The sequence below is a fragment of the Actinacidiphila epipremni genome, from assembly GCF_012034175.1.
Taxonomy (GTDB): Bacteria; Actinomycetota; Actinomycetes; order Streptomycetales; family Streptomycetaceae; genus Actinacidiphila; species Actinacidiphila epipremni.
The window spans coordinates 185,960-211,849 of the sequence record NZ_JAATEJ010000013.1 but is presented as its reverse complement, the minus strand read 5'-3'; the positions used below and the strand labels follow the sequence as shown (position 1 = coordinate 211,849).

The 25,890-nt window shown below is 74.7% G+C and carries 16 protein-coding genes; 8 read left to right on the top strand and 8 right to left on the bottom strand.

Annotation, left to right across the window (positions count from 1 at the left end; translation table 11 throughout):
• Positions 1-573: 573 nt before the first annotated feature.
• Together HCN08_RS36210 and HCN08_RS18010 are read left to right on the top strand one after the other, a co-directional pair.
• Positions 574-5,616, top strand: coding sequence for a GH92 family glycosyl hydrolase (locus tag HCN08_RS36210; RefSeq protein ID WP_167984133.1), 5,043 nt, complete (start codon positions 574-576; stop codon positions 5,614-5,616).
• A 308-nt stretch (positions 5,617-5,924) separates the two neighbouring features.
• Positions 5,925-6,857, top strand: a complete 933-nt coding sequence (locus HCN08_RS18010; protein ID WP_167984132.1) for a LuxR family transcriptional regulator — start codon at positions 5,925-5,927, stop codon at positions 6,855-6,857.
• On the opposite strand, the gene HCN08_RS18005 is transcribed toward HCN08_RS18010, so the two are convergent.
• From HCN08_RS18005 to HCN08_RS17985, 5 genes are read right to left on the bottom strand one after another with little or no spacing between them, the layout of a single operon-like run.
• A complete protein-coding gene (locus tag HCN08_RS18005; protein ID WP_167984131.1) occupies positions 6,784-7,461 on the bottom strand; it encodes a DNA methyltransferase in 678 nt (225 codons plus the stop codon). The two genes, HCN08_RS18010 and HCN08_RS18005, sit on opposite strands and share 74 nt — an antisense overlap.
• Position 7,462: 1 nt before the next feature.
• Positions 7,463-8,728, bottom strand: a complete 1,266-nt coding sequence (locus HCN08_RS18000) for an MFS transporter (RefSeq protein ID WP_167984130.1) — start codon at positions 8,726-8,728, stop codon at positions 7,463-7,465.
• Positions 8,725-10,044, bottom strand: a complete 1,320-nt coding sequence (locus tag HCN08_RS17995) for an ATP-grasp domain-containing protein (RefSeq protein WP_167984129.1) — start codon at positions 10,042-10,044, stop codon at positions 8,725-8,727. The genes HCN08_RS18000 and HCN08_RS17995 overlap by 4 nt, the downstream gene beginning before the upstream one ends.
• Positions 10,041-11,402, bottom strand: coding sequence for an ATP-grasp domain-containing protein (locus HCN08_RS17990; protein WP_167984128.1), 1,362 nt, complete (start codon positions 11,400-11,402; stop codon positions 10,041-10,043). Before HCN08_RS17990 ends, HCN08_RS17995 begins: the two co-directional genes overlap by 4 nt.
• Positions 11,392-12,384: a PLP-dependent cysteine synthase family protein gene (locus HCN08_RS17985; RefSeq protein WP_167984127.1), complete on the bottom strand. Its 993-nt coding sequence runs from the start codon at positions 12,382-12,384 to the stop codon at positions 11,392-11,394. The genes HCN08_RS17990 and HCN08_RS17985 overlap by 11 nt, the downstream gene beginning before the upstream one ends.
• Before the next feature lie 309 nt (positions 12,385-12,693).
• Between HCN08_RS17985 and HCN08_RS17980 the strand changes: the two genes are divergently transcribed.
• Both HCN08_RS17980 and HCN08_RS17975 read left to right on the top strand, forming a co-directional pair.
• Positions 12,694-16,821 carry a non-ribosomal peptide synthetase family protein gene (locus HCN08_RS17980; protein WP_322974521.1) on the top strand — a complete coding sequence of 1,376 codons (4,128 nt, stop codon included), beginning with the start codon at positions 12,694-12,696 and terminating at the stop codon, positions 16,819-16,821.
• On the top strand, positions 16,809-17,033 hold the full coding sequence (locus HCN08_RS17975; protein ID WP_167984126.1) for a tautomerase family protein: 225 nt from the start codon (positions 16,809-16,811) through the stop codon (positions 17,031-17,033). The genes HCN08_RS17980 and HCN08_RS17975 overlap by 13 nt, the downstream gene beginning before the upstream one ends.
• A gap of 25 nt (positions 17,034-17,058) precedes the next feature.
• Here the strand turns inward: HCN08_RS17975 and HCN08_RS17970 are convergent, their stop codons facing one another.
• From HCN08_RS17970 to HCN08_RS36610, 3 genes are all read right to left on the bottom strand, one after another.
• Complete coding sequence (locus HCN08_RS17970; RefSeq protein WP_167984125.1) at positions 17,059-18,951, bottom strand: hypothetical protein; 1,893 nt, start codon at positions 18,949-18,951, stop codon at positions 17,059-17,061.
• 258 nt (positions 18,952-19,209) lie between these two features.
• A complete protein-coding gene (locus HCN08_RS35430) occupies positions 19,210-20,265 on the bottom strand; it encodes a DUF4132 domain-containing protein (RefSeq protein WP_322974523.1) in 1,056 nt (351 codons plus the stop codon).
• A 265-nt stretch (positions 20,266-20,530) separates the two neighbouring features.
• On the bottom strand, positions 20,531-22,693 hold the full coding sequence (locus HCN08_RS36610) for a hypothetical protein (RefSeq protein WP_322974520.1): 2,163 nt from the start codon (positions 22,691-22,693) through the stop codon (positions 20,531-20,533).
• A gap of 268 nt (positions 22,694-22,961) precedes the next feature.
• Here HCN08_RS36610 and HCN08_RS17960 point away from each other — a divergent pair, with 268 nt between their 5' ends.
• From HCN08_RS17960 to HCN08_RS36605, 4 genes are all read left to right on the top strand, one after another.
• On the top strand, positions 22,962-23,441 hold the full coding sequence (locus HCN08_RS17960; RefSeq protein ID WP_167984124.1) for a DUF1453 family protein: 480 nt from the start codon (positions 22,962-22,964) through the stop codon (positions 23,439-23,441).
• Complete coding sequence (locus HCN08_RS17955) at positions 23,438-24,592, top strand: sensor histidine kinase (RefSeq protein ID WP_167984123.1); 1,155 nt, start codon at positions 23,438-23,440, stop codon at positions 24,590-24,592. Before HCN08_RS17960 ends, HCN08_RS17955 begins: the two co-directional genes overlap by 4 nt.
• Entirely contained in the window at positions 24,589-25,311 is a 723-nt protein-coding gene (locus HCN08_RS17950) for a response regulator transcription factor (RefSeq protein WP_167984122.1), read from the top strand. The genes HCN08_RS17955 and HCN08_RS17950 overlap by 4 nt, the downstream gene beginning before the upstream one ends.
• A gap of 328 nt (positions 25,312-25,639) precedes the next feature.
• Positions 25,640-25,885 carry a DUF485 domain-containing protein gene (locus tag HCN08_RS36605; RefSeq protein ID WP_322974519.1) on the top strand — a complete coding sequence of 82 codons (246 nt, stop codon included), beginning with the start codon at positions 25,640-25,642 and terminating at the stop codon, positions 25,883-25,885.
• Positions 25,886-25,890 lie beyond the last annotated feature (5 nt).

The window sequence follows — 25,890 nt, the reverse complement described above, 5'->3', positions numbered from 1 at the left end:
CCCCCCCCCCCCCCCCCCCCGCCCCCCCCCCCCCCCCCCCCCCCCCCCCCGCCCCCCCCCCCCCCCCCCCCACCCCCCCCCCCCCCCCCCCCCCGCCCCCCCCCCCCCCCCCCCCCCCCCCCCCCCCGCCGCTCTGCCGCCTGCCGCCGGCACGGCCTGCCCGACCGCCTGGCCGCGCCCCCCGCCGGCCGGCGCACGCGCCCACCGGCCGCCCACCGCCGACCCCGTACGCCCGCGCCGCGCGCCCCGCGCCGCCCGCCGCGGCCCGGCCCCGCCCCACCCACCTGATGTCGCGTCAGGTCGACTTTTGTTGAGGAAAGTCGCCTCACCACCGCCCCAGCCCCATTTTCTTCGTCAGAAGTTGTTGACAACGTTGTCCAAGCGAGCCACGCTAGCGGCGTTTTCAGGACGACGGCCGAGGTCGTCTCCATCGGCCCCCAGGACCGGGGACGGACGGAGGACGGCAGCCGGGACTACCACCCGCGGCAGGCGACGGCCGCGGCAGCTTTCCCATGGAAAGGGTCATTCGTGTCACAACACCCTCACGCCCGCCTGCTGCCCCTGAGACGGTGGGTGAGTGCAGCCGCGGCGTTGACGCTGCCGGTGCTGGCGCTCGCCGTGCCGTCGGCGGCGCACGCGGCGTCGGCGCACGGCGGTGCTCCGGAGGCGGGGAGCTTCGGCTCCTCCTTCGAGTCGGCCGATCCGCAGCCGGCCGTGAACACCGTCGAGGTCGACGCGCACGGCAAGCCGCTGCAGAAGAACCTGAGCGGGTCGAGCCCCTCGGGCCTGCCCGGCAGCCTGCTCGGCCAGGTCACCGCGGTGACCGCGAGCGCCGAGAACCCGCCCGGCGAGGTCGCGGTCAACCTCAAGGACGGCAACCCGTCCACCAAGTGGCTGGCCTTCGCCTCGACCGGCTGGGCCGCCTACCAACTGGGCAAGCCCGCCGCGGTGGTGAAGTACTCGCTGACCTCCGCGAACGACTCGCCGACCCGCGACCCCAAGGACTTCGCCCTCCAGGGCTCCGACGACGGCAAGGCGTGGACGGACCTCGACAAGCACACCGGGGTCACCTTCAGCGGCCGTTTCGCCACCAACACCTACAGCTTCGCCAACACCACGGCCTACGCCTACTACCGGCTGGACGTCACCGCCAACTCCGGTGACTCCATCGTCCAGTTGGCCGACTGGGACATCAGCGACGGCACCACCACCCAGCCGCCGGCCACCGCGATGGTCACCAGCCCCGGCGCCGGCCCGGTCAGCGGCTACAACATGAAGGCCAGCGCCGGCTTCACCGGTGTGGCCTCGCTGCGCTACTCCGGCGGCGCCCAGGCCGACGGTGAGTCCTCCGCGACCAACCGGCTCTTCGACGTCCACATCCCGGTCGGGCCGAAGACCCGCCTGTCGTACAAGATCTTCCCCGAGTTCACCGGCCACGACACGCAGTACCCGTCGCAGTACGCCGCCGTGGACCTGCACTTCACCGACGGGACGTACCTCAGCAGGCTCAAGGCGGTCGACAGCCACGGCTTCGCGCTCACCGCGGCCGGGCAAGGCGCCTCCAAGGTGCTCTACGCCGACCAGTGGAACGCCGTCCAGTCCGACATCGGCAAGGTCGCCGCGGGCAAGACGATCGACCGCGTCCTCTTCGCCTACGACGACCCGAAGGCCAAGGCCGCGACCCGCTTCCAGGGCTGGCTCGACGACGTCACCGTCACGGGCACGCCGACGCCGGTCGACGCCTCCAGCCTGACCAATTACGTCGACACCCGCCGCGGCACCAACGCCTCCGGCTCCTTCTCCCGCGGCAACAACCTGCCGCTGGCCGCGGTGCCCAACGGCTTCAACTTCTTCACCCCGGTCACCGACGCCGCCTCCAACTCGTGGGAGTACGAGTACCAGCAGGCCAACAACGCGGCGAACCTGCCGATGCTCCAGGGCCTGGCGATCTCGCACGAGCCGAGCCCCTGGATGGGCGACCGCGACCAGATGTCGGTCATGCCCGTGCCCGCCGGCGGATCGCTCACCGGCCAGCCGGCCGGCCGCGCCCTCGCCTTCAGCCATGACGACGAGATCGCCCGCCCCGACCTCTACCAGGTCACCCTGCAGGACGGCCTGGTCGCCCGGATGTCGCCGACCGACCACGGCGGCGTCATGCAGTTCACCTTCCCCGCCGGGCAGTCCACCGGAAGCCTGGTCTTCTACAACGGCACCTTCAGCATCGGCACGGACGGCACCTTCACCGGCTACGTCGACAACGGCAGCGGCCTGTCCGCCGGCCACACCCGGATGTTCGTCTCCGGCACCTTCGACCGCGCCCCGACGGCCGCCACCGGCACCGCCGCGACCTTCGACACCTCCGCCGACCGGCAGGTGACGCTGCGCATAGCCACGTCGTTCATCTCCACCGCCCAGGCGGGCAAGAACCTCGCCCTGGAGGTCACCGGCCGCACCTTCGACCAGATCCACGCCGCCGCGACCGCGGCCTGGAACGAGCGGCTCGGCCGGATAGCGGTGCAGGGCGCGAGCGACACCCAGAAGGTGACGCTGTACTCCAACCTCTACCGGCTCAACCTGTACCCCAACTCCCAGTCGGAGAACACCGGTACGGCCGCCGCCCCGCACTGGCAGTACGCCAGCCCGGTGTCGCCCGCGACCGGCACGACGACCGCCACCTCCACCGGCGCGAAGCTCGTCGACGGCCAGATCTACGTGAACAACGGCTTCTGGGACACCTACCGCACGGTGTGGCCGGCGTACTCGCTGCTCTACCCGGACGTCGCGGCCAAGATCTCCGACGGCTTCGTCCAGCAGTACCGCGACGGCGGCTGGATCGCCCGCTGGTCCTCGCCCGGCTACGCCGACCTGATGACCGGCACCAGCGCCGACAACGCGATCGCCGAGGCGTACCTCAACGGCGTGAAGCTGCCCGACCCGCTGTCGGCCTACGACGCCATCGTCAAGGACGCCACCGTCGCCTCCGGCCGCAGCGAGGTGGGCCGCAAGGGCATCGAGTCGTCGATCTTCCTCGGCTACACCCCCACCACCACCGGCGAGTCGGTGTCGTGGGCGCTGGAGGGCTTCATCAGCGACTACGGCATCGGCAACATGGGCGCGGCGCTGGCCAAGGACCCGAAGACGCCGAAGGCGGACCGGGCCAGGATCAAGGAGGAGTCCGCGTACTTCCTCCAGCGGGCCCGCGACTACGTCAACCTCTTCGACAAGAACACCAAGTTCTTCGAGGGCCGCACCGCCGCCGGTGACTTCCTGGCCGGCGACCCGCTGGACTGGGGCGGCGTCTACACCGAGACCGACGGCTGGAACTACGCCTTCACCGCCCAGCAGGACGGCCAGGGCCTGGCCAACCTCTACGGTGGCAAGAAGGGCCTGGAGAAGAAGCTCGACCAGTTCTTCGCCACGCCGGAGAACGCCGACCACCCCGGCGGCTACGGCGGCACCATCCACGAGATGGTCGAGGCGCAGGCCGTGCGGATGGGCCAGCTCGGCATGAGCAACCAGCCCTCGCACCACATCCCCTACATGTACGACTACGCCGGCGCGCCCGCCAAGACCCAGGCGCTGGTGCGGGAGATCATGCAGCGGCTCTACGTCGGCGACGAGATCGGCCAGGGCTACCCGGGTGACGAGGACAACGGCGAGTCGTCGTCGTGGTACGTCCTCAGCTCGCTGGGCATCTACCCGCTCCAGGTCGGCTCGTCCAACTGGGCCATCGGCTCGCCGCAGTTCACCAAGATGACCGTCCACCGCAGCACCGGCGACATCGTCGTCAACGCGCCCGCCAACAGCACGGCGAACGTGTACGTGCAGGGCGTGCGGGTCAACGGCAAGCCGCAGCGCTCGGTGTCCATCGACTTCTCGGTGCTCGCGCACGGCGGGACGATCGACTTCGCCATGGGCCCGAGGCCCTCCTCGTGGGGCACCGGCGCCAACGACGCCCCGCCGTCCCTGACCAAGGGCAGCGCGGTGCCGCAGCCGCTGCAGGACACCACCGGCCCGGGCCTGGGCACCGCGACCGCCGACGGCGGCCAGGACGCCGCCAAGCTCTTCGACGACACGTCCAGGACGCAGGTCACCTTCGCCACCGGTACGCCGCAGGTCACCTGGGCGTACCGCGGCGGCCGGCAGGCGCCGACGACCTACACCCTCACCTCGGGTTCGGCCGCCGGCGACCCGGAGGACTGGAAGCTCCAGGGCTCCAACGACGGCATCACCTGGACCACGGTGGACTCCCGGCACGGCGAGGTCTTCCCGTGGCGCGACCAGACCAGGCCCTTCACGATCGCCAGGCCCGGCAAGTTCGCGCAGTTCCGGCTGGTGGTGAGCAAGACGGTGGGGGCCGCGCAGGCCAACCTCGCCGAGGTCGAGCTGCTGGCCGGCGGTGACGTCCAGCTCGGCGGCAGGGCCGTCTCGGTCGCCGCCGCGCAGAACCCGGTGCCGGCGACCGCGGGCGTCGCGGTCTCCGTGCCGCTGGCGACCGTCACCGGCGGCACCGCGAGCGCCTACAAGGCCACCGTCGACTGGGGCGACGGCACCCCGGCCACCGCCGGCACCGTCTCGGCCAGCTCGCGCGGCGTCTACGGCGTCTCCGGGGCGCACACCTACGCAAAGCCCGGCTACTACCAGGCGAGCGTCCAGGCCACCGACGGCCGTACGCAAGGCGCCGCGACGGTCGGCGTGAACGTCTCCTACGCCCCGGCGCAGAGCCTCACGGCCGCCTTCGACACCGTCTGCCTCGGCGACGACGGCGTCCTGGCCGCGAACTGCGACTCGGTCGGCTACGGCTACTCGCGCGCCGCGCTCGCCGACGCCGGTGTGACCGCCGGCAAGCAGGCCGACGTGCCGGGCACCACGCTGCACTTCACGATCCCGGCGACCGGCGCGGGCGCGCCGGACGACGCGACCGGCAACGGCAGCACCGTCGCCCTGCACCTGCCGGCCGACGCCACGAGCATCTCCTTCGTCGGCGCCGGCACCGAGGGCAACCAGAGCACCACCGCGACGGCGACCTTCAGCGACGGCAGCACCGCCGCCGTCCCGATCCAGCTGAGCGACTGGACGCTCGGCGGCAACGCCAACGGCACCCCGGCGTACGGCAACATCGTCGTCGCCAAGTCCGCCTACCGGCTGCACGGCACCAGCAAGGACGGCGCCCAGCCGTTCCTGCTGGCCACCGCCCCGTACCAGATCCCCGCGGGCAAGCAACTGGTCTCGATCACCCTGCCGAAGCAGACCGGCGACCCCGGTACCGCCGGCCGGATCCATGTGTTCGCGATCGCGGACGACGGCACCCCGGCGCCCGCCCTGGCGGCGACCGCCGGCCAGGACCAGAAGGCCACCGCCGGCAAGGCCCTGACCGCGGCGCTCGGTTCGGTCACCGGCGGCGTCCCGGACGCCACCGGCTACCACGCGCAGGTCCAGTGGGGTGACGGCAGCGTCCCCGCGGACGTCACCGTCGGCGCCGCCGGCGCGATGAGCGGGACCCACACGTACCGGCAGCCGGGCACGTACACCGTGCACGTCACCGTCTGGGACTCGCTGTCCAGCACCACCGGCACCTTCACGGTGACCGTGGCGCGGAAGGCGGGGCACTACTGACCCGGCCAGCTGACGCCATGACCGCCTGATCCACCCTCGCACGGTGCCCGGCTCCCCCCGAGCCGGGCACCGTCGTGTCGTCCGCGGGCACGGGAGTAGGGGGTACGCGGCCCGTTGAGTGGGGTACGCGGCGCTGGTCGGTCCGGGTGATCTCCGTGTACGGTCGCGCTGCCGGGCCATGGCCGGATCATGGCGGCCCGGCGGCGACATGTTCCTTCGTGCCCGGTTCCGTACCCGGCGGGGGACGCGGGGGCGAGCTCCGCGGACCTCGCACCGTGTCCGACGTGAGTCAGGGAAAGGACGATCGAATGAGCGCAGGCACCACCCCCGCCCCGGAATCCCCGGCGTCCGCGGAGGCGAACTTACCGCAGTCGCTGCTGCGGATCGCGGACGCGCTCGGCAGCCTCAGACGCTTCGCCACCGAGACCGCCGTGCAACTCGTCCTCACCGAGGGCGGGTCCGCGCCGGACCCCGGTGCGGACGCGCACGGCGGCATCCGGCACATCGAGGGCCCGGACGCCGTGCAGGACGCGATCCGCGATGTCATGTGGGGGGCCCGCCGGGAGCTGTGCACCGCCCAGCCGGACGGCCGGTGCCCGGCGGCGAGCATGGAGGAGGCCTACGCGACGGTCCGGGTCCCGCTGGGGCGCGGGGTGGCCCTGCGCACCCTCTTCCAGCACAGCGCCCGCTTCTCCGAACCCACCAAGACCTACGTCCGGCAGGTCCAGGCCGGCGGCGGGGAAGTGCGCACACTGCCCGAGTTCTTCGACCGGCTCATCATCGTCGACGGCGACACCGCCCTCATCCCCGGCGACGAGGACGGCCACACCGCGGCGCTGGTACGCGACCGCGCCGTCGTGGCGTTCCTGCGCGACGTCTACGAACGGGCCTGGGTACGGGCCGAGGGCTTCCCCTTCCGCCCGGTGCGGGCCGCGGACGCCGCGCAGGACGTGGTGCCCGACGTGCGCCGGGCGATCATGGCGCTGCTCATCGAGGGCCGCTCCGACAAGGCCATCGCCCGCCGGCTCGGCATGAGCCTGCGCTCGGTGCAGGGCCATGTCGCGACCCTGCGCGAGCAGTACGGCGCCCAGCACCGCTTCCAGCTGGGCTACCGGCTGGCCCGCAGCGAGTACGCGGCGGCTTCCCGCGGGCCGGCCGACCCCGGGCTCAGCCCTCCTTGCGGGCCGTCAGCAGATACTCGTGCGAGCGGTTGGTCCGCATCGGGTCGCCGTCGTCCTTGACCGGCCAGTCGTAGAGGTGGACGCGCTCGTCCCCCAGCGTCAGCCGGCCGCCGAGCAGCCGCGCCACGTCCCAGGCCAGCGGCACGAACCCGTCGCCGATCCGGCGGTTCTGGGCGGCGACCACCGCGTACGCGCCGGGCCGCATCACCCGCACCACCGCCGCGAGGATCGCGTCGAGCGCCGCCAGGTAGGCGTCGTAGTCGCGCAGGGCGTAGAGCTGGCCGCTGCCGGCCGCCTCCTGGTTGAGGTCCGTGCCGAAGTACGGCAGGTCGCACAGGACCAGGTCCACGGTGTCCGGGCCGAGCGGCGGGGTGCGGGCGTCACCGCACAGCATGCGCTGCCCGGGGCGGTCGGCGACCCGCCGCCGCGCCTGCTCGGCCCGCTCCGGGTCGATCTCGACGCCGACCCCGCGCCGCCCCTCGGCCGCGCACGCCAGCAGCGTGGTGCCCCATCCGGCGAACGGGTCGAACACCAGGTCCCCGGGCTCGGTGAACTCGGCGATCAGTGGCCGCAGTTGGCTGACCAGTCCGCTCTGCCCCGGGGCGTCGGCCGCGGCGAACTCCGGGTCCTCCGCGCCGAGTACGCGCCAGCTGGACACTCCCATGTCAGGCCGCCTTCCTGGACGGGCCGGTGGTGGTCAGGGCCGGTTCCGCCCGGGGCGGTACGGGGTGCACCGCGCCCTGCGGCAGGGTGCGCTCCAGTCGCAGCACGCCGGTCGCCGCGCCCGCCGCGCCCGCCGCGAGCAGCAGCCACATCCCGGTGGGCGTCCACGACAGCAGGGCGGTCAGCACGGTCGGGGCGAGCGCGATGGGCACCGCCCACGACAGCTGGTAGACGGCCAGGTGCCGGCCCCGGGTCTCCTCGGGCGCGGCCTGCGCCACCAGCGCCGAGGCCATCGCGCCGTGCAGCAGCTCGCCCGCGGTGAACATCGCGGTCGCCGCGAACACCCCGGCGATCAGCGCCGCCCCGGTCGACACGCTGCCCAGCACCGCGAAGGTCGTGAACGACAGCGCGAAGACCGCCGCGCCGAGCGCGACCGCCCGCGTCCTGCGGTAGCGGACCAGGACCCGGCTGACGGGGACCTGGAGCACCGCGATCCCCACGGTGTTGACCGCGTAGACGAAGCCCACCAGCGACACCGGGGCGTCCAGCTCCCGCGTCAGGTACACCGGGAGCGCCACCGAGAGCACCATGTAGCCGAAGGCGGTGGGGATGTTGAGCAGCGTCAGGCCCAGGAAGGGCCGGTTGCGGGCGACCATCCGGTAGCCGCCCTTGCGGGAGACCCGGGTGCCGGGCGGCTGCTCGGCGGTGCCGGAGCGGATCGTGCCGAGCAGCGCGGCGGCGGCCACGTAACCGAGCGCGGCGCCGATGACGACGACGTAGAAGCCGGAGGTGTCCAGCGCGAGGGCGGCGCCGGCGAGCAGGCCGCCGACGCCGAGGCCGGCGTTGCGCAGGCTGCGCTGGAGGGCCAGCAGCTTGTCGCGCTCGGTGCCCCGCACGATCTCGGCGACGAAGGACTGGATGGCCGGCGGGTAGGAGGTGTCGCCGAGCGCGACCGGCAGCACGACCGCGAACATCGCGACGCCGTTGTGGACGAACGGGTAGACGCAGAAGGCGGCGGCGCGCAGCACATAGGTGCCGATGAGGATCGTCCGGGCGCCGAAGCGGTCGATGAGGACACCGGCGACCGGGTTGCTCACCAGGCCGATGACCGAGGCGGTGGTCATGATGACGCCGACCTGGGTCAGCGGCAGGCCGGTGACGTGGTGGAAGTACAGCAGCGACATCGGGACGTACATGCCGCTGCCGGTCGCGTCCACGACCATGCCGAGCATGTAGCGGTAGCGCACGGAGGACAGCCGCTCCCTCACCGGGCGTCCCCCGGCTCGGGGGCGGGCACGATCTTCGTCTCGGCGATGACCCGGTCGCCCAGCGCCCGCAGCCGCCGCTCGCACTCGGTACGGGTCGGGGCGGAGCCCACCGCCGCGGTCAGGAAGTCCGCTGAGCCGGCGGCCGGCGCGATGACCTGGCCCTCCTCGGCGAACAGCCAGAAGCCGCGCACCCATTCCTCCCGCGGCGGCGCCGGCAGCGCGCGGACCAGCCCGGGCCGCTTCATCGTCAGCACCTGCCCCGACATGCAGCGCGGCAGCAGCGGCCCGGGACCGCCCGGCGTGCCCTCGACCACCGGCAGCGGCAGGCCCGCCTCGGCCCGGGTGACCTGCACGGCGAGCTGGACGCCGAACAGCGTCTCGAAGACCTCGCGGATCTTCGCGCCGCCCGAGCGGCCGGCGATCTCGCACAGCACCAGGCGGTCGTCGGGGGTGTGGAAGACCTCGGCGTGGAAGGCGTGGGTGCGCAGCCGGGAGCCGGCCGGCCGCAGCGCGGCGAGCGTCCGCTCCACGAGGTCCAGCAGCCGCGGTGTGAGCGGGTCGTCGACATCGAGGGTCAGATCGACCCGCGGGCCCGGGTCGGAGCCGAACGACGCCAGCTCGTACTGGTACTGCGACGGCCAGGCGGCGACCGTGCGGCCGTCCACGACCAGCCCGTCGACGTGGCACATCCGCCCCGCGACATAGCCTTCCGCGATCAGGTCCTCGCGCGGCCCGTCCCGGTAGGCGTCGGCGAGCGCCGGCTCCAGCTCCGCCGGGTCGCGCAGGATGCGCAGGCCGACCGAGTTGTAGCCGGCGCGGTCCTTGAGCACCAGCGGGAAGCCGTGCGCGGCGGCGAAGTCCCGGGCCTGGCCGGCGGTTCGAGGGGCGGTGTGCGGGGCGACCTCGATGCCGGCGCCGGCCGCGAGCCGCTTCATCAGCAGCTTGTCGCGGAAGGGCGCGATGTCGGCGCTCCACGCGCCGTCCAGGCCGAGGCGTTCGCGTAAGCCGGCGGCGAGCTGGACGTCCGCCTCGTGGTGGGCGATGACGTGCGTGACGCGGTACTGCTCGGCCAGCGCCAGCGCCCGGGCGGGCACCGCCGGGTCGTCGAGGGTGCCGAACAGCTCGAAGTACGTGACGTCGAGGTCGCCGGGCGCGGGCAGCGGCTCGCCCGCCAGCTCGATCTTGTCGCGCGCGGCGAGCATGACGATGTCGCCGCCGTACGGGGCGGGCGCGGCGACGCCGGGGGCGTCACCGTCCAGCCAGCGGCGGTACGGGAAGGCGGCCAGCGGGTTGCGGTGCAGGATCAGCACGCTCACGACCTGGCCTCCACGGGCTCGCCCACGCCGGAAGGCGCACCGGAGGGAGCCCCGGAGGGCACGTCGGAGGGCCCACCGGAGGGCACTTCGGCCACGACGGCGACACCGGGCCGGCCGTCCGGGTCCTTGACCCGGACCTGCACCACGTCGCGGATCAGCTCGGCGCCGCGCCGGACCGCCGCGGTCGTGTCGGGGCCGGTCACCGCGACCAGGCCGAGCCGGTCCCAGTTGTCCCGCAGCGGGCGCACCGTCTCGCCGGGCGCGGCGCTGATCCGTACCGCCAGCACGTCGTCGAGGGCCCGCGCCTCGGCGGCGCCCTCGACGCACTCCACGACGTCGCCCGGCCGGCCCACCACCGAGCGGACCGCGGCGCCGCCGTGCGGCTCGGGGCGGTCGGGCAGTTCCGGGGCGAGGCCGAAGGGGGCGGCGAGGGCGAGCTCGATCGTGTCGATGCCGTAGACCGCGAGCACCAGCTCGGGGATGGCGTCGCCGGCGACGCGGTTGTGGCTCTCGACGACCCGCGGGCCGCGGGCGCCGAGCCGGATCTCGGTGTGGCAGACGCCGTCCCGGATGCCGACCCGGTCCAGGAAGGCGATGACGGCCTCGCGTATCCGGTCCTCGTCGGCCAGGGAGAGCCGGGCCGGGACGGCGTGGCCCAGCTCGGCGAAATGCGCCGGGTCGGTGAACTTCTCCGTGACGGCGACGACCACATGCCGCCCCGCGGAGCTGAAGGACTCGACGCTGAATTCGGGGCCGTCCAGATACTCCTCCATCAGGAAGTCCTGGAGCAGCATCAGCGTGGAGACCCGGTCGGTCCTGGTGCCGGACAGCTCCCGCACCCGCGCCCACACCCGGTCGGCGTCCGCGGGGCCGTCCAGGCGCTGCACACCGATGCTCGCGGTGGCGTCGGTGGGCTTGACGACGAAGGGGTAGCCGGCCTCGGCGCCGAAGGCGTCCAGGTCCTCGCGGGCGGCCAGCGGCCGGGCCAGGACCGCCGCGGGATCGACGGCCGCCAGGTGGGCGCGCATCGCGGCCTTGTCGCGCAGCCGCCGCGTCACCTCGTAGCCGGTGCCGCCGAGGCCGAACAGGTCGTTGAGGCGCCCGGCGTTCTCCAGCCCCGGCTCGGTGATGGACGTGACGGCGGCGAAACCGGGGGCCTCGCGCCAGCGTTCGGCGATCGGCCGCACCAATTCCCAGCGGGTGTAGTCCACGACCTCCAGCAGGTCGGCCAACTCCCGTTGCCGGTCGGTGGTCTTGGTGGGGTGCTGGAGCAGCAGGACGTCCAGGCCCAGCCGCTTGGCCTTCCCGACGGTCTCGTCGGTCGCGCCGACGAGCAGCAGCGTGGCCTCAGGATTCATGGCTGATGCCGTCCGATCCGTCTCGCTCCGAGGACTGCGCGTCGGTCCACCAACTCAGGTAGCGCTCACCGGTGTCCGGGAAGACCGTGACGACGGTAGCGCCCGACAGGTCGTGCCGGCGCGCCAGTTCAAGACAGCCGTACGCCGCCGCGCCCGCCGACACCCCGACCAGCAGCCCGGCCGACGACGCCAGCGCGCGGGTGGTGGCCGCGGCGTCCTCGTCCTCGACCGCGATCACCTCGTCGATGACGCCGACGTCCGTGACGGGGCTGGTGAAGCCGCCGTTCAGGCCCGGGATGCGGTGCGGGCCCGGCTCGCCGCCGGACAGCAGCGCGGAGCCGGCCGGCTCCACCGCGACGACGTGCAGGGCCGGATTGCGCTCCCGCAGGTAGTGCGCGATGCCGGTCAGGGTGCCGCCGGTGCCGACCGTGCACACCAGGTGGTCGACCCGCCCGCCGGTGTCCCGCCAGATCTCCGGGCCGGTCGTCTCGTAGTGGGCCCGTACGTTGTCGGCGTTGACGTGCTGGGCGGCGTACCAGGAGTCCGGCGTGCGGGCGTGCAGCTGCTCGGCGCGCTCCACGCAGCCGGCGAAGCCCAGCGTGTAGTCGGTGAACTCCACCTGCGCGCCCAGCATGCGCAGCGTCAGCACCCGCTCGCGCGAGGCGTTGTCCGGCAGCACGATCCGGCAGCCGTAGCCGCGGGCGGCGGCCAGCGCCGCCAGCGCGATGCCGGTGTTGCCCGAGGTCGACTCGATGACCGTGCCGCCGGGCCGCAGCGCGCCCGACTCCTCGGCGGCCCGCAGCATGAACAGGGCGGCCCGGTCCTTGATGCTGGACAGCGGGTTGGCCGACTCCAGCTTGGCCAGGACGTGCGCGTCGGCCGGCAGCCCGTCCAGGCTCAGCCGCAACATCGGTGTGTTGCCGACGAGTTCGTCGAGCGAGCCGACGACGCCGGTCACGCCGCCGGTGGACAGTTCGGTCACGGGGCCCTCCGTATCACCGTGTACCTGTGCGGGGCTGTGCGCGTGGTGCGGGTCGTGCGGGGCCGTGCGGTCTTTGCTGGTTCGTGCTGGTTCGTGCGGGATGTGCGGGTCGTGCGCCCCGCGGGCCGCCGCCGTACGCCCGGTGCACGCGCTCGCCCACAACCTGCCGCCGTCCGGGGCGCGATGGCCACGCCGTCCATGGTTCGGGTTGCCGCACTGCGCTGATTGCGGGGGTCGCCGCCGTCCCGGGCGCCGGGCCGGATCCGTACGTTCGAGCCAGGCCGTGACCGCCGGACGAGGGGGAAATCCGTGACGCACAGCCGGAACGCCGCCGCGACCCGCCTGCCCGGTGCGCCGCCCGGCCTGCTCCCCGATCTGCTGGCCGCGCAGGCGCTCGCCCGGCCCGGCGACATCGCCGTGGTGTGCGAGGGCGAGTCGCTGACCTTCCGCGAACTGGCCGACCAGGCCGAGGACATGGCCCGCTTCCTGCGGCACCTCGGGGTCGGCCCCGACACCCCGGTGGGCGTCTTCGTCGAGCCGTCCCTGGAGCTGATGACCGGCGTGTGGGGCGTGCTGCGCTCCGGCGGCGGCTACCTCCCGCTCGCCCCGGACTACCCGCCCGAGCGCATCCGGCACATCGCGCGGGACGCCGGGGTGCGGGTGGTGATCACCCAGGACGCGCTGCGGCACCGGCTCGCCGACGTACTGGGCACCGGGCCCGGCGACGGCGGCCCCGAGGTCGTCACGCCGGACGACGTCGTGAAGTTCACCCGCGGCAGCTCCGCCGCCGACCCCGCGGGGCCCCTCGACCGGCCGGGCCCGGCGGACCTGGCGTACGTCATCTACACCTCGGGCAGCACCGGCCGGCCCAAGGGCGTGGCGATCGAGCACCGCTCCATCGCCCACCAGATGGACTGGCTCGGCCGCACCTTCGGGCTCGGCCCGCGCAGCACCGTCCTGCTCAAGTCGCCGGTGAGCTTCGACGCCGCCCAGTGGGAGATCCTCGCGCCCGCCTGCGGCAGCCGGGTCGTCGTCGGCGCCGGCGGCATCCACCGCGACCCGGCCCGGCTGGTGGAGACCGTCGTCCGCTACGGCGTCACCGTCCTGCAAGGCGTGCCGACACTGCTGCGGGCCCTGGTGGAGACCGACGAACTGCACCGCTGCCGCTCCCTCACCCACCTCTTCAGCGGCGGCGAGGCCCTCTCCCGCACCCTGGCCGCGAAGGTCACCGGGGCGCTGCCCGGCACCGCCCTGGTCAACCTCTACGGGCCCACCGAGTGCACCATCAACACCTCCGCGCACGTCGTCGACCCGGCCGCCCTGCGCGACGGGCCCGACGCGGTGCCGATCGGCACCCCCGTCAGCGGCCTGCGCTACCACATCCTGGACACCCACGGCCGGCCCGTGCCGCCCGGGCAGACCGGCGAACTGCACATCAGCGGTGTCCAGTTGGCCCGCGGCTACCTCGGCCGCCCCGACCTCACCGCCGACCGCTTCCGCCCGGCGGCGGACTTCCCCGGCATCGCCGCCGGGCCCGGCCACGAACGGCTCTACCGCACGGGCGACCTCGCCCAGTGGAACCCCGACGGCACCGCCCAGTTCGCCGGCCGCGCCGACAACCAGGTCAAGCTGCACGGCTTCCGTATCGAACTCGACGAGGTGTGCCTGGCCATCGAGGCGCACGACTGGGTCAAGAACGCCGCGGTCCTGCTGCACACCGACGCCCGCACCGGCATTCCCAGCCTGGTTGCGTGCGTCGAACTCAGCCCGCGCGAGGCCGCGTTGATGGACCAGGGCGAGCACGCCGACCACCATGTGTCGAAGTCCTCCAAGCTCCAGGTCAGGGCCCAGCTGTCCGACCCCGGCGTGCGCCCGGCCGCCGACCTCGCCGGCCGGCCCGCCGTGCCGCTGCCCGGCGCCGCCGCGAGCCCCGAGCAGCGCCGGCTGGCCTTCGCCCGCAAGACCTACCGCTTCTACGAGGGCGGCACCGCGACGCCCGCCGACCTGCTCGACGCGCTCGGCCGCCGCACCGAAGGAGCCCCGCCGCGCCGCCCGCAGGAGCTGACGCTCGGCGAACTCGGCGCCATACTCCGCAACTTCGGGCAGCACCGCAGCCAGGAGCGGCTGCTGCCGAAATACGCCTACGCCTCACCCGGCTCCCTCTACGCCGCCCAGTTGTACGTGGAGGCCGGTGGCCTGCCCGGGCTCGCACCGGGCACGTACTACTACCACCCGGTGGGCCACGAACTGGTCCTGGTCCGCGCCCACACACCGGCGCCGGGGCTGCGGGTGCACCTCGTGGGGCACCGGGCGGCCATCGAGCCGGTCTACAAGAAGAACATCTGGGAGGTCCTGGAGATCGAGGCCGGGCACATGGCCGGCCTGTTCGACCATGTGCTGCCCGCCCACGGCCTCGGCCTCGACGACGCCCCGCGCGACCCCGGCCTGCCGCGGCTGCTCGGCTGCGCCGAGGGCGACCGGCTGCTCGCCTCCTTCGCGCTGGCCCCCAGGACCCCGGCGCACGCCCTGCCGCCCGCCGGCCGGCTGCTCGACGCCTATGTGCAGATCCACCCGGGCGGCGGCACGGGGCTGCCCAGCGGGCAGTACCGCTACGAGGCCGGCGCGCTGCACCGGATCGGCGCGGAGCTGGTGCTCAAACGGCACGTCATCGCGATCAACCAGGCGGTCTACGAACGCGCGTCGTTCGGAGTGACCTTCGTCAGCCGCGCCGCGGACGGGAACGCGGCGGGCGGGGCGGACTCGGCGGGTGGGAACTCCACGGGCAGGGCGGACGGGACGCCGTATGTCGACCTCGGGCGCGGCCTGCAGCACCTGATGACCAACGACTCGGGCCTCGGCTTCATGTCCGCCGGGTACAGCTCGCGCGGCGACGACGACCTGCCCGCCGCGCGCCGGATGGCGGTCGTGCTGCGCGGCGCCGGGCGGCCGGCCGGGCCCTCGTACTTCTGCGTCGGCGGCAAGGTCAGCGACGAGCAGCTGCGGCACGAGGGCATGCACGAGGACCAGGTCCACATGAAGGGCCCCGCCGAGCTGATCCGGGAGGACCTGGCCGCGGTCCTCCCGCAGTACATGCTGCCCGCGCGGATTTTGGTGCTGCCCGCGCTGCCGCACACGCCCAGCGGCAAGGTCGACCGGCTCGCGCTCGCCGCCCGCGTCGAGGAGGCCGCCGCGCAGGCCGGGCCGCCGGTCGAGCCGCGCAACCGGGTCGAGGAGCGGCTGTGCGCGCTGTGGCGGTCGGCGATGCGGCGCGACCATGTGGCCGTGCACGACGACTTCTTCGGGCTCGGCGGGAACTCGCTGGTCGCGGTGGCGCTCATGCGGCGCGTCAACGAGGCGTTCGGGTGCGGGCTGCCGCCGCAGACGCTCTTCGAGGCGCCGACCGTCGCCCGGCTCGCCGAGGCCGTCACCGCCGGGACCGCCACCGCACCCTCCCGGCTCGCGCCGCTGCGCGCCGGGGACGGCGGGGCGCCGGTCTTCTGCTGGCCGGGCCTGGGCGGCTTCACCATGAACCTGCGGCTGCTCGCCGCCCGCGCGCCCGGCGACCGGCCCGTCTACGGGGTCCAGTCCTTCGGCCTCAACGAGGGCGAGTCGCCGTACGCGTCGCTGGAGCAGATGGCCGCCGCCGACATCGCCGCGCTGCGCGAGGTGCAGCCGGCCGGGCCGTACACGCTGTGGGGCTACTCCTTCGGGGCGCGGGTCGCGTTCGAAACGGCGTGGCAGCTGGAGCAGGCCGGGGAGCGGGTGGAGCGGCTGTTCCTGCTCGCGCCCGGGTCGCCCCGGGTGGGCGGGGTGGCGCAGCCGGACGGGGCGGGGGCGGGCGCGGCTGCTGCTGTGTCTGTTCCGGGTGCCTCGGCTGCTCCGGTGACGGGTCCGGCGGTGGCCGACTTCGCGGACCCGGTGTTCACCACCATCCTCTTCTCCGTCTTCGCCGCGCGGGTCGGCGGCCCGGGCCTGGCGGAGTGCCTGCGCGAGGCGACCGACGCGGAGAGCTTCGCGCTCTTCGTGGAGCGCGCCTTCCCGCAGCTGGACCCGGCCCTGATCCGCCGGGTCGTCGCCGTCGTCCGCCGCACGTACGGGCTCGGCTTCGCCGACGCCGACCCCGCCGCACGCCGGATCCAGGCGCCGGTCACCGTCTTCCGCGCCCGCGGCGACGAGCCGTCCTTCCTCGAACGCGCCCCGGGCCGTACGGTGTTGCCGCCCACCGTCGTCCCCCTGGAGGCCGACCACTACGGGGCCCTGCGCGACCCCGGGGTGGACGAACTGGCCAAGGCGCTGCGGCGCGCCGAGCGCCGCCAGGACCCGGAGCCGGCGCCGATGCCGGTAGCTCCGCTTGCGGTTCCCGTGCCGGGGCCGGTTCCGCAGCCGGTTCCGCAGCCGGGGACACCGACCGAAAGGACACCGACATGCCCCATGTGACCATCGAGCACTTCCCTGCCGCCCTCACGCCCGAGCAGCAGGCCCGGCTCGTCGAACGCGTCACCGCCGCCGTGCAGGACGCCTTCGGCGTGGAGGAGCGCGCGGTCTCCATCGACCTGGAGCCGGTCGCGGCGGAGGAGTGGGACGCGCGGGTCTACCAGCCGAAGATCGCCGCCCGGCGGGACAGGCTGGTGAAGACGCCCGGCTACTGACCGGCGCGCGGCCCGCGCGGCCCCGTCACGCGGGCCGCGACTCCTGGTGGGCTTCGAGTGTCGCGCTCAGCCGCACATACGCCGTCACCCACACGGGCGGCGCCGCCGAGAGGCCCTGGTCGCGCAGGGCCGCCGCGAGGGCGCGCAGGTGCCGGGCCGCGGTGTGCAGGCCCGTGCGGTGGAGGCGGTCGGCCGCGCCGGCCAGCCGGCCGCGGGCGGCGGGCGCGAGGTGGCGCAGCCCGTGGTGGGCGGCGTCGGCCAGCGCGGCGAGGGCTTCCGTGAGCGCGCCGGTGAGAGGGTCGGCCGGGGTGGCCGCGGCCGGCGGCAGCGCGCCGGCGCCCTCGCCGGGTGCGAGGTCGGGCACGACGACGCCGGCGGGCGTCAGTACGGCCAGCGGGTCGAGCACGATACGACCGCGGTCGCGGTGCAGCATGCCGCTCACCCAGCGGACCGGGCCCGCCCCGCCGTCACCGAACGCGGCGGCCAGGGCGTCGAGCCGCGCCGGGCACAGCGGGTTGTGCTCGGCCCGCACGACGACCTCCGTGCCCGCCGGGTCCCGCAGCACCGCCTCCAGTACCTGCCGCGCCGGGTCGTACCCGACCGCCGCCACCGCCGCGACCTCCACGACCCGTACGGACTCCGCCTCGACGCGGGGCCGCACCAGCCGGGGCGGGCCCTCGCCGAGGGACCGCAGGTGCGCGGCGGCGTCCCGGAGCAGCAGCGCCTCCGGCAGCTCCGTCCACGCCGAGCCGACCGGGGTGACGCCGGCGGCGGCGATCCGGCCGCGCGAGACGGTGATCGTACGGTCGGCGCTGCGCGCGGTGCGCTCGCTCACGACGTTCGCCGCGGCGAGCGCCCGCAGGGGAGCGCCGAGCAGCCGGCGGCCGGCGAGGTCGTGGCCGGTGGGCTCCTGACCCTCCGCCGACTCCCAGCGCTTGCGCAGGACGAGCACGATGGCGGCGTCCGGGTGGGCGAAGTACGTCTCGGCGGTACGGTCCCGGTCGCTGCCGCCGATCCGGCAGCCGAGGGCGACCAGCCGCACCCGGCGCAACGGCGTGCTCGGCGCCTCCTCGGTGCCGAGCACCGCGCCGGGGTCGCGCCCACCGGCCCGCTGCCTGGCGTGCAACTCGGCGAGCAGCCGCGCGAAGCGCTCCGGGTCGTAGCGCGTGCCGCGCGCCGCATACGCCTCCACCTGCTCGCGCAACTCCGCGACAGCCCCGGCCGGCCAGTGCAGGCGCGCGCCGGCGAGGGCGTCCTGGCTGCGGCGCAACGCCGCCCCGAAGACCGGTCCGGCCTGCCGGACGCCGTCGAGGAGCAACTCGTCGGCAAGCGCGACGGCGCCCCGGAGCGGGTCCGCGCCGGGGCCGCCGGGGCTGGCGGGCGGCGATGGTGTGACCGTGGCCGCGTGGTGCCTGGCGGTGGCGTTGGCGGGCTGGGCGGCGGTTGGCGTGGCCGGGGCGTGGCCTGTGGTGGCGGTTGGGTGGCGGTCGGGGCGTACGCCGTCGTCCTCGGCTGCGGTGCCGGCAGCCGTACGCCCACCCACGCTCACCTGGTCCGTACCCTCCGTGTCGCCCGCGCGGAAGGCCCACACGGCGAGTGTCACGACCTCGCCGCGGACCGACTCCGCGGCGTCCGTCAGGGCGTAGGCCGGCTCGTGGGGCACGGGGAAGCTCACCGTGCAGCTGGGGAGGTCCGCGCGGGGGGTCGGGGCGTCGGGGGTGGGGCGGTGGAGGCGGGCGGTGAAGCCGCGGGCGCGGGTGCGGCGGGCGGCGGCCAGCGCGGGCCTGCCGAACGCCGCGGCCAGCGCCTCGTCGTCGAACTCGCCCGGGGACCAGTCCGCGATCACCTCGCCGGAGTCCGCAGCCTCCTCGGGCGTCTGCTGGTAGGCCAGCACCACCGCGATGCGGTGCCGGCACACCCCCGCGGCGCCGCAGGAGCAGCTTGCTCACCAGGGCCCGCTCCACCAGCGAGGTGTTGCCGACGAACTTCCGGCTGATCCCCGCCTGTTCGTCCCCGACGACGAAGCGCCGGGCCGCCCGCAGGCTGAGCTGCCAGCCCGGCGGGCGCGGGTCCTCGTCCGCGGCCCGCAGCGCGGCCAGTTCGGCGGCGTGCCGCACCTCGGCGGGCGGGCGCTGCGACCGCTCGGGCCCGCCGTCCGGCACGACTGCGGTCGTGGTCACCGCGCCGTCACCTCGGTGAGGTCGGCGAGCACTTCGGAGGCGATGACGGGGTCGAGGTCGCCCAGCCGCAGCGGGTACGTACGGCTGCCCCAGTAGTCGCCCGGCGCGGTGTCCAGCCAGACCGTCTCGAAGACCTGGTCGTGGGAGGCGTCGACCATGCCGACGGCGATCCCCTCCTCCAGCGCGATCACCAGATGCCGCTTGTCGCCCACCTGCCGGTGGAACCACCGCTCCACGCCCGCGTCCTGCGGGGTTCCGCGCTGCCAGCCGCGCTTGGTCAGGCCCAGCAGCCGGCCGGCCGGCACGCTCGCGCCCTCGAACCGGGCCAGCCGGTGGCCCGCGGCCTCCTCGCCGGTGAGCGCGTGCACCGGCCGGCCCAGCTGCGGGAAGGGCTGCAGGATCTCGTAGTCCGCGAACAGCTCGGCCCACGCGGCCAGTTCCGCTCCCAGCCGCAGCGGGTGCGCCAGCGTCACGGTGGCGTCGTCGGGCAGGACGAAGGCGTCGTCCCGGACGTCGGCGAACGTACGGTCCTCGGCCACCCGGAAGGACGTCACCGGGCCCTCGCCGCCGCCTGCCCCGCTCAGCCAGACCAGCCGCCGCACCACATGCCACAGCAGCGGGTGCGCCACGAACAGCTCGCGGAACTCGCCGGCCGTCCACGTCCGCCCGGAGACCATCGCGGCCTCCAGGCGCAGCACCTGGTCGGCGGCGACGGCGCGGACGTCCTTCTTCAGCGTCGCGAACCGCTTGCGCTCGGCCGGCGCCAGCTCCGGGTCGTCCTTCGCGCCGGGCGCGGGCAGCGCCTTGCGGGGCTTGCCGTCGCCGTCGCGGACGTACGGGCGCAGCTGCTCGTCGAAGCCGACGGTGAAGCGGCGCGGGCCGTAGTCGATGACGGTGCTGCCGTCCGCGTCCAGCCCGAAGTCCGGCACGAGGCGGTCGCCGAGCTGCTCGCCCGTCAGCCCCAGGCCCGCGGCGACCTCGGCGATCTTCTCCTGGGCGCGGACCTTCAGCGCCTTGAACGGCACCCGCTGGGCGATGCCGTGCAGATGCATCAGCGCCACGTCGCTGCCGATCGCCGCCAGCACGTCCAGCCCGTCCACCGCCCGGTGGTGCGCGCCCTCGCCCGGCCACGCGCGCAGCATCGGCGTCAGCCTGCGCACCGTCGTGTCGTCGCCGAACCAGCCCAGCGCGTGCAGCGCCCAGCTCTCCTTCGCCGGCATCCCGGCCAGCCGCCACTGCTCGAACAGGCCCCAGGCGAAGGCGGCGAGCGAGTCGTGCGTGCACGCCGAGGCCAGCACCTCCACCCCCGGGTAGACGTCACCCGGCTTGGACAGCGCCAGCACGGTGAGCACGTGGCGTACCGCGTCGGCGGGCAGCGCGCCGCCCTCGCGCAGCACGATCTGCGGCAGCAGCGCCGGGTCCGCCCAGGCGCCGACCACCGGCATGCGGGCCGGCAGGGCGCTCACCAGCGGGTCGGCCGACAGCAGTTCCGCGACGATCTCCGCAGCCTCCGCCCCGTTCGCGGCGGCGGCCCGCACGACCGCGTCCGCGCCGTGGCCGACCGCGAGGATCCGCAGCGCCCGCTCGCCGCCGCGCCGCGCGACACCGGCCGGGCCGACCGCGTGCGGGACGAGGTGGGCGACGGCCGCCAGGCCGTGCCGGGCCAGCCACGCGCGGGCCGTGGCGTCGGCGGACTTCAGCCGGGCCAGCCAGTCGCAGACCTGGCCCGCGAACCGGGGCGTCCCGATACGGCAGCAGCAGCGCCCCGAGCGAGGCCGGTTGCCGGGCCGAGGCATGGAGCAGCAGCGGCAGCGCGTCGAGGCCGAACCGTGCGGCCACCGGCTCTAGCGACGCCTCGGCGTCCCAGAAGTCCTCCGGCACCCAGGTGGCCAGCAGCGGACGCACCAGGTCCGCGTCGCACACGACGAAGAGCCGCGCCTCGCGGACGTCCTTGACCGGCTCGCCGTTCTGCAGCGCCTTGATCTCCTGCGTCCAGTCGTACGTGCCGCGCCACGAGGCGTACCACGACTCGGTCGCCGCCCACGCCGCCTGCTCGCCCTCGTTCCAGACCAGCCCCGGCTCCGGGACCGGCATCCGACCGGCCGCCACCCGCGGCTTGCGCGCCGTGCGCCTGCCCGCCCACGGGGGCTCGGCCAGCAGCGGCGGCAGCGCCTGCGGGGCGGCGTCGGGGATCCGCTCGGCGGGGACGAGCAACGGCCCGACCACGGCGGCCACTTCGGCCGGCAGGTCCGGCAGGGCGGCTGCCGCGAGCTCCGCGAACGACCGGACGTGCGCGCCGAGCAGCATCCGGACCGTGGCGGCGTTCGCGGTCTCGCCCCGCGCGGCCTCGCCCATCAGGCGCAGGGCCCGTACGGGGTAGCGGCGCATCGCGGTGAGCAGGGCCGGGCGCACGCGCTTGTCGCCGGCGCGGGCGAGCAGGACCGCGAAGGCGTCGTCCGTGGGCACTTCGAGCGCGATCGCGGCGAGGGACTTGATCCGCTCCGAGTCGTAGGCGCCCTCCATGGCCGCCTTGAGCAGCGGCGAGAAGCCCTTGCCCGTGCCCTCCGCCAGCGTGGCGAACAGCCGCGGGGTCCAGGCGTGCCAGGTCGTGCCGGGCCGCGGCACGAGAGGCGGCACCTGCTCGGCGGAGTTCAGGGACGCCAGCAGCATCGCCGGCGGTGCCTGGTCGGCGGGTACGGGGTCCGCGCAGCACTCGGCGACCCAGTCCTCCCGGTCGGGCACGAGGTAGGACACCAGGACGCGGCCGGCGGGGTCGGACCGGCAGGCGGCCAGCGCGGCCACGGCCTGCCGGTAGTCGTCCTCCCGCGCCACCGACAGCAGGGCGCGGAGCCGGTCGGCCAGTTGCCGCCCCAACCAGTCGGTGCCGGCCCGGTCGAGCGGGCGGCGCGCGAGGCGGGCGTCCCACCGGTGGGACCCGGCCTGCTTGTAGTGGGCCGCGACGCCGCAGTGTTCCACCACCGCCCGCGCGGCGAAGGCCGGACCGTGGGTCTGGAACCAGGCGTCGACGAAGATGCCGTCCGGCAGCCCGTGCTCCACCGTCAGGTGCACGAGCACCGCGGCGCCGAGGGGGTCGGGGGAGCCGCTCAGGTGCGCGCGCAGGGCGTCGCAGACCTCCGGGTCGCTCTCCGGCGAGGCGAGCATCTCCTCGATCCAGCCGGACTCCTCGCGCCGGCGGCGGGCGAGCGTTTTGGCCGCCTCCGGGCGCAGCGCCTCGACGGCCACCGGGATGCCGCCGCGCCGGGGGAGGACGATCCGCCGCCATGCCGCGGGCATCGTGAACGTCTCCTCGTCGGGGAAGACCACCCCGGCCGGCGCCGTCGCCGCGCCGGTGCGGGCTCCCTCGCCGCTGCTGCCGCTCCCGCTCCCGCTGCTGCTTCTGCCGTCGCTGCCGCTGTCGCTGCCGTCGCCGCCGTCCCGGCTGTCCGCCGTGCCGTTGCCGGCCTGCGCCCTGCTCCCCACAGCCCCTCCTCCGCCGAACGCGTGGCCGGATGATCACCTGCTCACGTGGCGGTCACACTAGTGGCACCCACTGACAGCGCCTTCGGTGTCCGTGACCCCGGCGGGGGTGGGCCGGGGCCGGGATCTCCACCCGGGGGTGGAGGGAAAGGTTCAACCCGGGGCTTGATCCTTTGACCAGCGGGTTTCCGTAGATTCGACGACATCGGCAGTCCGCCGGTGATCGGCAGTCCGCCGGCAGTCGCCGGCCCACGCTACGGAGGCGCCCGTCATGTCCGCTTGGCTCAGTGCTCTGGTGATCGTCGCGGTCATCGGCCTGGTCATCGCCCGCCAGGTCCGCCCGCGCCAGATCTCCGCGGGCGGTCGCTGGTGGCTGATCCCGGCGGTGCTGCTGGTGCTGGCGATACGGGACGGGGGCCTGACCGACCCGGCGCACCGCGGGGCGTCCGTCGCGCTGCTGGTCGCCGAGCTGCTGGTGGGCGCCGGTATCGGCCTGGCCTGGGCGGGGACCACCCGGGTGTGGCGGGAGCCGGACGGCGCGGTGTGGTCGCAGGGCACGAAGGCGAGCCTGGCCGTGTGGGGCGTCGGCATAGCCCTGCGGATCGGGCTGTACGGCGCGGGCGCCGCGCTCGGGGTGCACGAGGGCAGCGGCTCCGTGCTGCTCGCGGTCGCCCTGACGCTGCTGATACGTGCCGCGCTGCTCGTGCACAGGGCCCGGGCCGTGGAGCCGTCGTACCGTACGGTTGCATGAGTATGTGGACGTCCTGGCCCTCCCGGGAGGCCCTGGACCGCTCGCACCGGTCGGCGCGCCGGCGCGGGATCGGTGCCGGCGTCCGGGTAGTGCTGCTGGCCCTCGCGGTGTGGTCGACGGTCGCGAAGACCCAGCTGGCGGGCTGGCAGACGGCGTTGGCGCTGCTCGGCATCGCCGCCGGGAGCGTGGTGCTGTGGCTGTTCTTCCGCTGCACGCTGCGGCATCTGCTGTGGCCGTCGGTGGGCCTGATCGCGTTGCTGGTGGGCGGCGGCGCGGCGTGCCAGGCGCTGGGCGCGCCGGTCGCGGCCGGGGTGCTGCTGTGCGCGTCGGCGGTGGTCTCCATCCAGCGGCTGCCGCTGGGCGCGGCTGTGCCGCTGGCGGCGGTCGCGCTGGTGGACTTCGGGTTGCTGGGCCGCTCGGACGGCTGGCTGGTGTCGCTGCTGACGGTCGCGGGCCTGTGCCTGCTGGGCTACACCGCGCGGCTGGACGCGGAGGCGCGCGGCCAGGCGCAGCGGCTGCACGCGCAGGAGCGGGCGGCGCTCAAGGCGGAGGCGGAGACCGCCGCGCTGGACGAGCGGGCGCGGATCGCCCGGGAGATCCATGACGTGCTGGCGCACAGCCTGTCGGCGCAGACCGTGCATCTGGAGGCGGCCCGGCTGCTGATCGAGCGGGGCGCGGACCGGGAGGTGGTGCTGGAAAGGGTCGTGGCGGCGCGCCGGATGGCCCGCGAGGGGCTGGCCGAGACCCGGCAGGCGCTGTCGGCGCTGCGCGGCGACATGTCGCCGGTCGAGGACTTCCTGCGGGAGCTGGTGTCGGCCGAGGGCGCCCGGCTGGTGGTGGCGGGCCCGTCGCGCGGGCTGCCGGCGGAGGCCGGGCTCGCGGTGCGGCGGGTGGCGCAGGAGGCCATGACCAATGTGCGCAAGCACGCGCCGGGAGCACGGGTGGAGCTGCGGCTGGAGTACCGGCCGCAGGAGGTGGAGCTGGAGTTCCGGGACTACGGCGGCAAGGCGCCTGTGGATAACTCTCTGGGGTCCACCGGCTCCGGCTACGGTCTTGTGGGGATGCGGGAGCGCGCCGAACTGCTGGGCGGCGCACTGGACGCCGGGCCGGCGGAGGAGGGATTCGTGGTGCGCTTGCGGGTGCCCGCATGAGGCGGGTGGTGGTCGCGGACGACCAGACGGTCGTGCGCGAGGGGATCGTGATGCTGCTCGGGCTGCTGCCCGGTATCGAGGTGGTGGGCGCGGCGGCGGACGGGGAGGAGGCGGTGCGGCTGGTCGCCGAGCGCGGGCCGGACGTGGTGCTGATGGACCTGCGCATGCCGCGGTGCGACGGGGTGGAGGCGACCCGGCGGATCAGGGCCGAGCATCCGGGGACGCAGGTGGTGGTGCTCACGACGTACGACGACGACGATTCGCTGTTCCCGGCGCTGCGGGCGGGGGCGCGCGGCTATCTGACCAAGGACGCCGGAGGGGACGAGATCGCCCGGGTGATCGCGGATGTCACCGACGGCAAGGCCGGGCTGTCGCCGGCGCTGCAGGCCCGGGTGCTGGAGAAGCTGACGGCACGGGAGGCGGAGGAGGTGAAAGGGGCGAGGGAGGCTTACGGGGCTGAGGGTGCTGAAGGGGTGCGGGGGAGGCGGGGAGCGGGGCGCCGTCAGCGCGACACGCCGGAGCTGCCCGACGGGTTGACGGTCCGGGAGGCGGAAGTGCTGGCGCTGGTGGCCGCGGGGCTGTCCAACACCGAGATCGCCGGGCGGCTGCACGTGAGCATGGCCACGGTGAAGACGCATATCAACAACCTCTTCGCGAAGACCGGGGTGCGCGACCGGGCGCAGGCGGTCGGATACGCCTACCGCCACGGGATCACCTGATGTGCTGAACGTTTCGCGATAGTCGTCCGTGATCTTCCCGCTCTGTCCATGATTGAGCACACGGTTCATCTGGCCGTGGAGCAAGGAGAGTTCGGTGGACAAGCACGACGGCGGCGACCCTTTGGCGCTGCGCGTGGACGACCCATGGCGGGATGCCGGAGCCGCGGGGCTCTGGCTGCCCGGCCAGACGGTGCCCGCGGCGCCCCCTGAGGAGAGGGCGCCGGCTGCCGCGGGGACAACGGGGGACCGGGGGGCTATCTATGAGGAGGTGCAGCTGAGCGCCGCGTTCCGGGAAGTGCGGCAGCGGTATCGGGGGTTCGCGTTCCCGATGGCCGCGGCATTCGTGACCTGGTATCTGCTCTACGTCGTGATGGCCACCACGGCGCCGGGGCTGATGGGCCGCCGGGTCGCCGGGCAGGTCAATGTGGCGATGGTGGCCGGGCTGGCGCAGTTCGCCACGACGTTCCTGCTGACCTGGGCCTACGCCCGGCACGCCAGGCTGCGCAGGGACCAGGCGGCCCTGGACCTGCGGTGGACGCTGGCGACCAGGACCGGACAGGAGCGGGTGCGGTGAGCGGC